The following is an 11580-nucleotide window of genomic DNA, read 5'->3' as shown; positions in this document are numbered from 1 at the left end:
GCAGCTCTTCAACCAGCACGAAGCGGCTGAAGGCATCCAGCCCGGCACCGCCATAGGCTGGCGGCAAGGTCAGGCCGACCCAGCCGCGCTGGGCCAGTTGGCGACTGAAGGCGGCGTCGAAACCGGTCCAGCTGCGCGCCCGCACATCGGCCTGCACCGCCGGCAGGTGTTCGGCCAGGAAGCGTTTCACTTCGGCACGAAAGGCCTCGGCGTGCGCCGGCAGCGCGGTCAGGCGAAAGGCGTCGAGCAGGCTGCTCACTGGCCACCCCCATTGACTTTGCCGTACAGCGTCACCACACAGGCGCCACCCAAACCGAGGTTGTGGGCCATGGCCAGGCGGGCGCCCTCGACCTGCCGTTGCTCGGCGTTGCCGCGCAGTTGCTGGGTCAGTTCATAACACTGCGCCAGACCGGTGGCGCCCAGCGGGTGCCCCTTGGACAGCAGGCCACCGGACGGATTGACCACGATCTGCCCGCCGTAGGTGTTGTCGCCGTCCATCACGAACTTCTCGGCGCCGCCTTCAGGGCACAAGCCCAGCGATTCGTAGCAGATCACCTCGTTCTGGGCGAAGCAGTCGTGGAGCTCGCAGACATCGATGTCCTGGGGACCGACGCCGGCCTTTTCGTAGACCTGGCCGACGGCGGCCTGGGTCATGTGGGTGCCGACCCAGTCGAGCATCGAGGGTTTCTCGAAGTTGAAGGATTCGGGGGTGTCGGTGGTCATCGCCTGGGCAACGATTTCCACGTCACGGCGCAGGCCATGCTTTTTGGCGAAACGCTCGGAGACCAGGATCGCCGCTGCGCCACCGCAGGTCGGCGGGCAGGCCATCAGACGGGTCAGCACGCCTGGGAGGATCACCGGGTCATTCATCACGTCTTCGACGCTGAGCACCTTGCGAAAAAGTGCCAGAGGGTTGTTGGCGGCATGCCGGCTGGCCTTGGCACGCACCGCGGCGAAGGTCTCGACGCTGGCGCCGTATTTGTGCAGGTATTCGCGCCCGGCACCGCCGAAGGTGCGTATGGCTTGCGGCATGCCTTCCATGTCGGCGGTGAGGCCGCGCAGGATCGGCAGGAAACGCTCGCGGGTCGGCGGGCGGTCGTCCCAGTGGGATTTGAGCGCACCGGCCTGCATCTGCTCGAAACCCACCGCCAGCACGCAATCGACCGAACCGGATTCGATGGCTTTGCGCGCCAGGAACAGTGCGGTGGAACCGCTGGAGCAGTTGTTGTTGACGTTGACCACCGGTATCCCGGTCATGCCCACTTCGTAGAGCACGGTCTGGCCGCAGGTGGAGTCGCCGTAGACGTAACCGGCGTAGGCTTCCTGGACCAGGTGGTAGTCGATCCCGGCATCGGCCAGGGCGCGGCGCACCGCTTCGGCGCCCATCTGAACGTAGCTCGGGCTGTCGCTGGGCTTGCGGAACGGGATCATGCCGACGCCGGCAACCAGTACTTTTTCGCTCATGGTGTTACCTGCAAATAGGAGGGGGAACGGATCACAACTGGCGCGCGATCAACTCGCGCAGCACTTCGCTGGTGCCACCGAAAACGCGGGTGACGCGCATGTCGACGAAGGCGCGGGCAATCGGGTACTCCATCATGTAGCCGTAGCCGCCATGCAGCTGAACCATGTCGTCGATGCACTTGCACAGGGTTTCGGTGGCCAGCAGCTTGGCGATGGCCGACTCCTGCACCGTCAGGCGACGACGCATGTGTTCGCCGATGTAGTGGTCGATGGTCAGGCGCACGGCCGTGGCCTGGGCCTTGATGTCGGCGAGCTTGAACTTGGTGTTCTGGAAGTCCCAGACGGTCTGGTTGAAGGCCTTGCGGTCCTTGACGTAGTCAACGGTCTGTTCCAGCAGGCGTTCGAGTTTGGCGGCGCTGTACAGGGCGATCACCAAGCGCTCCTGGGGCAGTTCTTCCATCAGGTGCATGAAGCCTTTGTTTTCTTCACCGAGCAGGTTGCCCACCGGCACGCGCACATCGTCGAAGAACAGCTCCGCGGTGTCGGCGGCGTGCTGGCCGACCTTGTCCAGCTTGCGGCCGCGACGGAAACCTTCGCGGTTGCACTCGACCATGATCAGGCTGCAGCCCTTGGCGCCAGCCGATGGGTCGGTCTTGCACACCACCACGACCATGTCGCAGGTCAGGCCGTTGCTGATGAAGGTCTTGCTGCCGTTGATCACCCACTCGTCACCGTCACGCACGGCCGTGGTGCGTATGGCCTTGAGGTCGGAACCGGTGCCCGGCTCGGTCATCGCCACGGCCAATACGGTTTCGCCGGTGCAGATTTTCGGCAGCCATTGCTGCTTCTGCTCTTCGGTGCCCAGGCGCACGATGTAGGGCGCGACGATGTCCGAGTGCACGCCCAGGCTCCAACCCGAGACGCCGGCGCGGTACAGCTCTTCGATCAACACCGCCGAGTGCCCGAAGTCCCCGCCACCACCGCCGTACTCGGCCGGCACAGTGAGGCACAGCAGGTTGTGGCGACCGGCCTTGAGCCAGGTTTCCCGGTCGACCTGGCCGTCCTTGTCCCACTGCGCCTGCTTGGGCAGGCACTCACGCTCGAAAAAACGCCGCGCGGTTTCGCGCAGCATTTCGTGGTCTTCACGGTAGACGGTACGGTTGATATGCATCGGGCTCTCCAGGGGATGGCCAGGCAGACGAGCGCCTGGTTCGTGGAGCCAATGTATTGCCTGGGGTGGGGATTGAAGCCACCCGGATCGGGTAGCAACTGGCGGGTGACGGGAAACCCACTGTAGGAGCCGAGCTTGCTCGCGATGGCGGTGTATCAGGCACAGGGATGCTGGATGTGCCGACGCCTTCGCGAGCAAGCCCGCTCCCACAGTATTGTCGGGCGAATGCACTATTTGCGGACGACACAAAACCTGTAGGAGCCGAGCTTGCTCGCGATGGCGGTGTATCAGGCACAGGGATGCTGGATGTGCCGACGCCTTCGCGAGCAAGCCCGCTCCCACAGGGTGTTGTGGTGTGGTTATGGATTGGGTTGGCGCAGGTTGCGCTTGAGGACTTTGCCGGCGGCAGAGAGGGGTAAGGCGTCGCGCAACTCGATGCTTTTCGGGCATTTGTAGCCGGCGATGAATTCGCGGCAGAACAGACGCAGTTGCTCCGTATCCGCTTGGGCATCGGGCTTGAGCACCACCACCGCGTGCACCGCTTCGCCCCATTGTTCATGGGGAACGCCGATCACCGCGCACATCGCCACCGCCGGGTGTCGAGCCAGGACGTTCTCGACTTCCGCCGAATACACATTCTCGCCGCCAGTGACGATCATGTCCTTGAGCCGATCGACGATGAACAGATAGCCCTGCGCGTTCATGTACCCACCATCGCCGGTGTACAGCCAGCCATCGCGCAAGGCTCTGGCGGTTTCCTCAGGCTTGTTCCAGTAGCCCTGCATGATGTTCGGCCCGCGCACGATGATCTCGCCCACCGTGCCCCGCGGCACCTCATGCCCCTGCGGGTCGACGATTTTCACATTGACGCCCAGCCCGCCACGCCCCACCGAACGCGACAACCCGCTTCGGCGCGCGGCGAGGGTGTGATTGCACGGCAGGTTGCTCGACACCACCGGACAGGCTTCCGTCAGCCCGTAGGAATGGGACAACTCAAGGTCCGGCAAGCGCGCCAGCAGTTGCTCGACCATCTCCCCGGCGCTGGGGGACGCACCGTAGGTCAGGCGCTTGAGGCTGCTCAGGTCATGGCGATCGAAGTCCGGATGGTCCAACAGCGAAAGGATCATGGTTGGCACCAGCAGGGTTTCGCAGATCCGCTCTCGCTCGATCACCCGCAACACCTCCCCCGCATCGAAACCCGAGAGCAACACATGGCTTTCACCGGCCAGGAACTGGATCAGCGCCCGCGCCATGCCTGCCACATGGAACAGCGGCGCGACATGCAACAGTCGACCGTCACGAATCGGCGGCATATCGACCATGCGCGGCATGCACGCCGACCACAGGTTCCAGTGCGATTGCATGACGCCCTTGGGAAAACCGCTGGTGCCGCCGGTGTACATGATGCAGGCCAGGTCGTCGCCGCCGCGCCCGGCATCCTCGACCGCCGCCGCTTGCGCGATCAACTGCTCGTAACCCAGCATGCCCACCGGCGCTTCGCCCTCGCCGGCATAGATGAACCGCGGCACCTGGCGCGCAGTTTTACGGATGCCTTCGGCCAGCGCGGCGAAGTGCTCATCGACGATCAGGATCGCGGTGTTGCAATCGTCCAGTGCATAGACGATCTCCGGCACGCTCCAGCGGATGTTCACCGGGTTGAGCACCCCACCGCCCCACCACACGCCCATGATGTATTCCAGGTAGCGGTCGCTGTTGAGCGCGAGCATGCCGACCCGGTCGCCGGCCGCCATGCCCAGGGTTTGCAAGGCCCCCGCCAGGCGGGCGACGCGATCGCCAAACTGCTGATAGGTCTGGCGACGATCACCGAAGACCGTCGCGATGCGCTGCGGCTCTTGCTGCAAGATCCGTTGCAGGCATTGGGTCATGTACATGGTGTTGCCTTCCAGGTGGTGTGTCCGTCGGGATCAATGCCGGCTGTGCCGACCTCTTCGCTGGCAGGCCAGCTCCCACAGGTTGTTCTGGTGGATGCAAGTCCGTGAACAACACAAACCCTCTGTGGGAGCGGGCTTGCTCGCGAAAGCGCCAGAGCAGCCAACATTGATGCTGGATTTACCCACGCAATCGCCAAGCTTGCCCTCAACTCACCCCCCGATCCTTGCCCGCCCAGAACGGTTCGCGCAGGTCGCGCTTGAGCACCTTGCCGGCGCCGGACAGCGGCAGCGCGGTGCGGAACTCGACCGACTTGGGAGTCTTGTAGCCGGCGATCTGCCGCCGGCAATGCTCGATGATTTCTGCGCCCGCCACCTCTCGCTCCGGCCTGAGCACGATCACTGCGTGCACCGCTTCGCCCCACTGCCCGCAGGGAATGCCGATCACCGCGCAGGCGGCCACCGCCGGGTGACTGGAAATGGCGCTTTCAACTTCGCCGGAATACACGTTCTCGCCACCGGTGACGATCATGTCCTTGAAGCGGTCGACGATGTAGAGATAACCGTCCTCGTCCATGTAGGCGCCGTCGCCGGTGTGCATCCAGCCGCCACGCAGGGCCTGGGCGGTTTCTTCGGGTTTGTTCCAGTAGCCAAGCATGATGTTCGGTCCGCGCACCAGCACCTCGCCTACCGTCCCGCGGGGCACCTCGTTGTCGTGTTCGTCGACGATGCGCACCATCACCCCAAGCCCCGGACGCCCGGCCGAGCGCAGACGGCCATTGGCGATGCCCTCGGCGCTGTGGTTTTGCGGGCCATTGGCACAGATCGGCGGCGCGGCTTCGGTCATGCCGTAGCCCTGGGTGAACTCGACGTTCGGCAAGGCTTTCAATGCCAGCTCCAGCAACGGCACGGCAATCGGCGAAGCGCCGTAGGTCAGGCTGCGCAGGCAGCTCAGGTCATGCTCGGGAAACTGCGGGTGCATGATCAACGCCTGCAGCATGGTCGGCACGATCAGGATGTCGGTGATCCGCTCGCGCTCGATGGTCTGCATCACCTGCAACGCGTCGAAGGCCGGGACGAAGATGCTCGGCAGGCCAAGCAACGAGATCAGAATCACCCGCGACAGCGCCGCCAGGTGGAACATCGGCGCGATATGCAAGGTCAGCGCATCGACCGGCACCGGCACATCGGCGGCGCGGGCCACGGCTGCCGTCCACAGGTTCATGTGCGACTGCATCACGCCCTTGGGCAGGCCGGTGGTGCCACCGGTGTAGAGGATGCTGGCCAGGTCGTCGCCACCGCGAAACGCATCGTCGACCGGGGTCGCCTCGCCAATCAACCGCTCATAGGACAGCATGCCCTCGGGCGCCGGACCGTCGCCGATATGAATCAGCAGGGGGCGCACCTTCGCAGTGCCCGCGATCGCCTCGGCCATCGGCAGGAAGGTGTCGTCGACCATCAGGAGGCGAGTGTCGCAATCGTCCAGCGAATAGACGATTTCCGCCACGCTCCAACGGATGTTCACCGGGTTGACCACGCCGCCGCCCCACCAGGTGGCCAGGTAGTACTCCAGGAAACGGTCGGAGTTAAGGCCCAGCAGGCCAACCCGGTCGCCGGTGTGCATGCCCAGGTTCTGCAAGGCGCCTGCAAGACGCGCCACTCGCTCGGCCAGTTGCGCGTAGGTGTGGCGCCGGTCACGAAACACGGTCGCCAGGGCATGGGGGCTTTGCTGCAGCATGCGGTGCAGCCCTTGAGTCAGGTACATGAGGCTCTCCTGTGAATTATTGTTGTCAGGCCAGACGCTTCACGCGCCGGTGTATTTCGGTGAGCGTTTCTCGGCGATGGCTACACGGCCTTCGGCGTGGTCCTTGCTGTCGCGCAGCAAACCCCAATGCAGATGGGCCTGGGTAGCAAAGTCTCGGGGGGTCAGGTGTGCGGTCTGCAGCGCCAGGCGCTTGATCGACTGCACCGCCAGCGGACCGTTGGCGGCAATCCGCTCGGCCAGTTCCAGAGCGGCTGGCAGTAGCCGCTCCTGGGGCAGGATGTCGACGATCAGGCCGATGTCCAGGGCTTGCCCGGCGTTGATCGGGTCGCCGGTCAGGGCCATTTTCATGGCGTGGGCCGCCGGTACGGCGCGCATCAGGTATTGCACGCCACCGGCCGCCGGAATGGTTGCATCGCACACTTCTGGCAGGCCGAAGGTCGCGCTGGCCACGGCGATGCGCAGGTCACACTGCAGGGCCAGTTCCAGACCGCCCCCCAGGCAGGCACCGTTGATCGCACCGATCAGTGGCTTCCAGATCTCCAGGTCGCCGAGGTCGAACAGGCGCGAGTAGCCGCCCTCTTCGGCTTCGGTTTCGCGGCTTTTCAATGACCCACCCACAGGCCCCGCCGGCAGCAGCGAATCCTTGTGGCTGGCGCCACAGCAGAACTCGCGCTCGCCGGCGCCGGTCAGCACGATGACCCGCACCTGCTCGTCATCCTGACAGGCCACCAGCGTCTTGCGCAGGTGCATCAGGTCGCTGACGGTCAGCCGGTTGTTCGACGCTTGCGCATCGAGCGTGATCAGCGCCACGTGCTCGATGATTTTGAATTGAATGGCCATGGGGCTGGCTCCTGCGCTCGGGATTTCCAAGGGGGTGATGAGATCGCGGTCAGGCCTTGAAGCCCAGGCCCAGTTCCCGCAGACGCTCGATGGCCTGGCTGTCGAAACCCCAGTCACGCAGGGCCGCGTCGCCGTGTTCGCCCCGCTCCGGTGCCGGTCGCGGCTGCGCCGATGGCGTGCTCAGGAACCGTGGCGCCGGCACCGGTTGCACCACGCCGTCGACCTCGATGAAACTGCCTCGCGCCACGCTGTGGGGATGCTCGGTGGCTTCGACAAAACCGAGCACCGGCACCACGCAGGCATCGCTGTGGGCGAAGGCTTCGGCCCATTGCGCACGGGTGCGACCGAGGAATGCCTGGGTGAAGGCCTGGCGCAATGTCGGCCAGCCGGCCCGGTCGTGCTGACGTGGCAGGTCGGCGTTGCTCAGGCCGAGAATCTCCAGCATCTGGGCATAGAAACGCGACTCGATCGGGCCGATGGACATGTGCTGGCCGTCGAGAGTTTCGTAGGTGTCATACCAGGGCGCTCCACCATCGAGCAGGTTGCTGCCACGCTGCTCGGTCCAGTGACCGCCGGCCAACAGGCCCCAGATCACCGAGCCCAGTTGCGCCGCGCCTTCGGTCATGGCGGCATCGACCACCTGCCCCGCCCCGCCGCGCTGTACGTTGACCAACGCCGCCAGCACACCCATCGCCAGCAACATGCCGCCACCGCCGTAGTCGCCCACCAGGTTCAGCGGCGGCACCGGGCGCCCGTCTTTCGGGCCGATGGCGGACAGTACGCCCGACAGGGCGATGTAATTGAGGTCATGGCCGGCGCGCTCGGCCATCGGCCCGGTCTGGCCCCAACCGGTCATGCGCGCATACACCAGGCGTGGGTTGCGCGCCAGAACGACATCCGGCCCAAGACCCAGTCGCTCCATGGTGCCGGGGCGAAAGCCTTCGATCACCACATCGGCGCGCTCGATCAGCTCCAGCGCAGCGGCGACACTCTCCGGGCGCTTGAGGTCGAGGGTGACCGAGCGACGGTTGCGCCCGGTGATGTCGGCGCGCTTGCCCTCGAGCTTGGGGCCCAGGTCGCTGGCTTTCACCGGACGATCGATGCGCACCACGTCGGCGCCCATGTCCGCCAGCAGCATCGTGCCAAAAGGCGCCGGGCCGATTGCCTCAAACTCCACCACTCGAATGCCGCTCAGTACGCCCATCGATACCGCTCCACTGTTATGACGGGGCGTCGGACAGCCCCTATTTTTGTGCCATCCAGTAAATCAATCCCCTCCCCGGCAACCACCACCCGCATCGGGTGGCGGTGATCAAACACAGGGCCATGACCGGCCAGCTGTGCGTTACACTCCGATGGATCGCGTCTACGCACATAACAAAAAAGATTCGGAAAGCCCCATGGACAAACCCCGCAAGCCCACTGCCCCGGACACGCCCGCCCGTCAGGTCTTGCAGCCGACACAGTCGCCGATCGTCAGCACCAAGCTGATCCCGCCGCGCAGTGCCGGGCGGCTGATTTCCCGCGAACGGTTGCAGGAGCAAATGCTCAAGACCCGTCGCCAGCGCTGCATCGTGCTCAAGGGCCCGGCCGGTTGCGGCAAGACCTCGACCCTGATCGCCTGGCGCCAGGCGCTGCTGCCGCTGGGCTTCGACGTCGCCTGGCTGACGCTGTCGGCGGACGACAACGAACTGACCCGGTTCATGGATTATTTGCTGGCCAGCCTCGGGCAGATCGATCCGGCGCTGGTGCATGAGGCCACGCAACTGGAAGGTCGCGGCATCGACAGCGAAGCGGTGGAGCGCACGGTCATCACCCTGGTGCGCAGCATCGCCAGCCGTGGCCGCGAACTGGTGCTGGTGCTCGATGACCTGCATCACCTGACCGACGTCGGCATCCACCAGGCCCTGCAATGGCTGATCGACTATGCGCCGGCCAACCTGCACCTGGCGCTGGTCTCGCGCAGCGCCGTGCCTTTGTCGCTGGCGCGGTTGCGCAGCCAGGAACTGGTGCTGGAACTGAACCTGCGAGATCTGCGTTTCACCCCGGCCGAGTCCGAACAGTTCCTCAAGGCGCAACTGGGCGAGATCAGCGCCCGTGAGGCGAAAGTGATGCATGAGTTGACCGACGGTTGGGTGGCCGGGCTGCAACTGCTGGCGGTCAGCCGCAAGAAAAACCGCCCGGCCGCACATTCGGTGGACCAGGCCCAGGTCCGCGACGATCAGGCCTTCGCGAAGTTTTTCGAAGTCGAGGTGCTGTCCCATCTGTCGCCGACGGACCTGGACCTGATGTTGCTCATGGCGGTGTGCAACCGGTTCTGCGCCTCCCTGTGCGCGGCACTCAGTGGCAACCCTGCTGCGGTCAGCGAAGCCAACGCCCTGCTCGCTCGGCTGGAGCGGGACAACCTGTTCCTGATCCCGGTGGACAGCGCCGGGCGCGACACCTGGTATCGCCTGCACCCGTTGCTGCGCGAAACCCTGCTCAAGTACTTCGATTCGCGCAGCAAGGCCGAGCAGCAGGCGGTGCACGCACGGGCCTGGGCCTGGTTCCGCGACCATCAGCACCTGGATGAAGCGGTGCACCATGCGGTGATGGCCGGCGACCCGGACTCGGCGGCCGATCTGGTGGAGCAACACGCCGAAGCGCTGTATGCCCATGGCGACCTGCGGATGCTGATCGAGCTGGTGCGGCTGCTGCCGGTCGAGCAAGTGCAGGCGCGGGTCTCGCTGCGCATTCTCAAGGCGCGGATGCAACTCTATGCGCGGGATTTCAACGCCTGTACCCAGACCCTCGATCGACTGTTCGTCGATGTGCCGGAACAGGACGTGCATGAGCGTTTCATGATCGCGCTGCTGCGTGCTTCCCTGGCCCTGCAGCGCGATGACACCGAGGCGGCGATGACGGTGCTGCCGCAACTGCTCAACCCACCGCCCGGCAGCAACAGCGTGGCCATTGGCTCCTGCACCAACATCCTGTCCTGGCTGTACATGCACCGCGGCGAATACGAAAAGGCGCGGCAGGTGCAGATCGATCGGCCGGTGCTGCTGATCAATGGCGAGCCGCTGCTGGGGACCACCGCCGGCAGCCTTCAGGGGCGTTGCATGATCGGCCTCAGTCATGCCCTCGAAGGCCAGATGAAACAGGCTGAACGGGTTTATCGCGATGTGATGCATGAAGCGGCGCAGTGCGGCAAGGCTGGGGCCGACGCGACTTACCTGTCGGCGGCGCTGCTGGGTGAGGTGCTTTACGAAACCAATGAGGTGGATGCAGCGTTCAAGCTGTTGTCGGGCTGGATCGACATTCTCGAGCGGATCTCGATTCCCGACTCGGTGCTGCGGGTGCTGCAAGTGTTATGGAATGTGCAGTGGCTGGCGGGGAATCATCAGGAGGCCCTGGCGTTTGTCGAGCGGCTGGATGAGTACGCGATCAAGCTTGGGCTGGAGCGTTTGCAGGCGTACTGCCTGACCTGGCAGGTCCGGTGGTTGATGATCCTCGGTGAGATGGCGCAGGCCCAGGCCAAACTGGAGCGCCTGGAAGCCATCGATGCCCGGCACCCGGATGCCGGGCAAACCGCGCTCAAGGAGATCCACATCCTGGCGGAGAATGCGCGGGCGCGCTGGCAGATTCACCAGGGTGACCTGGATGGGGCAATGAAGCGTATCGAGCAGTTGATCGAGACCTGTGAACGGCACCGCCGGCAACTGGGCACGGTGCGGTTGCTGGTGTTGAGTGCGGTGATCGAGTCCCAGCGCGGCAATCCGCAGGCGGCCCGAGACAAAATCCTTGAAGCGCTGCGCCGGGGCCAGCGGTTCGGGCTGTTGCGCAGCTTGCTCGACGCGCACCCGGATGCGCTGGCGCTGATCTCGGCCATCGCCAGGGGGGAAACCCTGGACCCGGTGCTGGCGTTCTACGTCGAACGCCTGCAAGCGGCCCAGGCCACGACACCTTCGGTGGCCACCCGCAAGCCAGCACCGACCACCACCGGCAAACCGTTGGCGGCCGGCATCGAGCCATTGAGCGAGCGGGAAATCGAAGTCGTGCGCCTGCTGGCCCAGGCCCTGCCCAACAAAAAAATCGCCCGCGCCCTGGGCCTGTCCCCAGAAACGGTGAAATGGCACCTGAGCCACATCTACAGCAAACTCGGCGTCAACAGCCGCGACGAAGCCGTAGCCCGAGTCCGCGACCTCGAATCCCGGGACGACGCGGGGCTGTAGGAGCGTGTGGGCGACGTTGCGACATGCCCGCGATGGCAGTGATGTCGCCTGACATTCCGCCATCGCGAGCAGGCTCGCTCCCACAGGGGTTATGTGCCAGCCACAAAGACGGGGGGCTACCCGATCAACTGTGGGAGCTGGCCTGCCAGCGATGACGTCGGCACATTCAAAATCAATGTCGCCAGACATACCGCCTTCGCGAGCAAGCCCGCTCCCACAAGTGATCTGTGCCGAGCA

8 protein-coding genes are annotated in these 11580 nt (G+C 64.9%); 1 reads left to right on the top strand and 7 read right to left on the bottom strand.

Annotation, left to right across the window (positions count from 1 at the left end; translation table 11 throughout):
• From B0W55_RS26345 to B0W55_RS26315, 7 genes are all read right to left on the bottom strand, one after another.
• On the bottom strand, window positions 1-259 hold a 259-nt coding region (locus B0W55_RS26345), incomplete at its 3' end, for an acyl-CoA dehydrogenase family protein (RefSeq protein WP_139340984.1).
• The gene (locus B0W55_RS26340; RefSeq protein ID WP_077048845.1) at window positions 256-1464 is read right to left on the bottom strand and encodes a lipid-transfer protein; all 1209 of its coding nucleotides are present in this window, start codon (window positions 1462-1464) and stop codon (window positions 256-258) included. The genes B0W55_RS26345 and B0W55_RS26340, both read right to left, overlap by 4 nt.
• A 31-nt stretch (window positions 1465-1495) precedes the next feature.
• Window positions 1496-2635 (bottom strand): acyl-CoA dehydrogenase family protein, encoded by a 1140-nt coding sequence (locus B0W55_RS26335; protein ID WP_077048844.1) that lies wholly within the window; start codon window positions 2633-2635, stop codon window positions 1496-1498.
• A gap of 359 nt (window positions 2636-2994) precedes the next feature.
• Window positions 2995-4527 carry a long-chain fatty acid--CoA ligase gene (locus B0W55_RS26330; RefSeq protein ID WP_077048843.1) on the bottom strand — a complete coding sequence of 511 codons (1533 nt, stop codon included), beginning with the start codon at window positions 4525-4527 and terminating at the stop codon, window positions 2995-2997.
• A gap of 205 nt (window positions 4528-4732) precedes the next feature.
• Complete coding sequence (locus B0W55_RS26325) at window positions 4733-6289, bottom strand: long-chain fatty acid--CoA ligase (protein ID WP_077048842.1); 1557 nt, start codon at window positions 6287-6289, stop codon at window positions 4733-4735.
• 39 nt (window positions 6290-6328) lie between these two features.
• Window positions 6329-7129, bottom strand: a complete 801-nt coding sequence (locus B0W55_RS26320) for an enoyl-CoA hydratase/isomerase family protein (RefSeq protein WP_077048841.1) — start codon at window positions 7127-7129, stop codon at window positions 6329-6331.
• A gap of 49 nt (window positions 7130-7178) precedes the next feature.
• Window positions 7179-8333, bottom strand: coding sequence for a CaiB/BaiF CoA-transferase family protein (locus tag B0W55_RS26315; protein ID WP_077048840.1), 1155 nt, complete (start codon window positions 8331-8333; stop codon window positions 7179-7181).
• A 196-nt stretch (window positions 8334-8529) separates the two neighbouring features.
• On the opposite strand from B0W55_RS26315, the gene B0W55_RS26310 reads away from it, so the two are divergent.
• Complete coding sequence (locus B0W55_RS26310) at window positions 8530-11343, top strand: LuxR C-terminal-related transcriptional regulator (protein ID WP_077048846.1); 2814 nt, start codon at window positions 8530-8532, stop codon at window positions 11341-11343.
• The last annotated feature ends 237 nt before the right edge of the window (window positions 11344-11580 follow it).

Origin of the sequence: Pseudomonas sp. KK4, from assembly GCF_001984065.1 — a bacterium.
In the GTDB taxonomy this organism is placed as follows: domain Bacteria; phylum Pseudomonadota; class Gammaproteobacteria; order Pseudomonadales; family Pseudomonadaceae; genus Aquipseudomonas.
The sequence above is the reverse complement of the archived record's forward strand: the minus strand, read 5'-3'. Positions and strand labels throughout refer to the sequence as shown.

Bases quoted from the DNA above. Each gene is read 5' to 3' on its own strand.
- B0W55_RS26320 (WP_077048841.1), bottom strand. From the start codon at position 7,129: ATGGCCATTCAATTCAAAATCATCGAGCACGTGGCGCTGATCACGCTC.
- B0W55_RS26310 (WP_077048846.1), top strand. From the start codon at position 8,530: ATGGACAAACCCCGCAAGCCCACTGCCCCGGACACGCCCGCCCGTCAG.
- B0W55_RS26315 (WP_077048840.1), bottom strand. From the start codon at position 8,333: ATGGGCGTACTGAGCGGCATTCGAGTGGTGGAGTTTGAGGCAATCGGC.
- B0W55_RS26335 (WP_077048844.1), bottom strand. From the start codon at position 2,635: ATGCATATCAACCGTACCGTCTACCGTGAAGACCACGAAATGCTGCGC.
- B0W55_RS26325 (WP_077048842.1), bottom strand. From the start codon at position 6,289: ATGTACCTGACTCAAGGGCTGCACCGCATGCTGCAGCAAAGCCCCCAT.
- B0W55_RS26340 (WP_077048845.1), bottom strand. From the start codon at position 1,464: ATGAGCGAAAAAGTACTGGTTGCCGGCGTCGGCATGATCCCGTTCCGC.
- B0W55_RS26330 (WP_077048843.1), bottom strand. From the start codon at position 4,527: ATGTACATGACCCAATGCCTGCAACGGATCTTGCAGCAAGAGCCGCAG.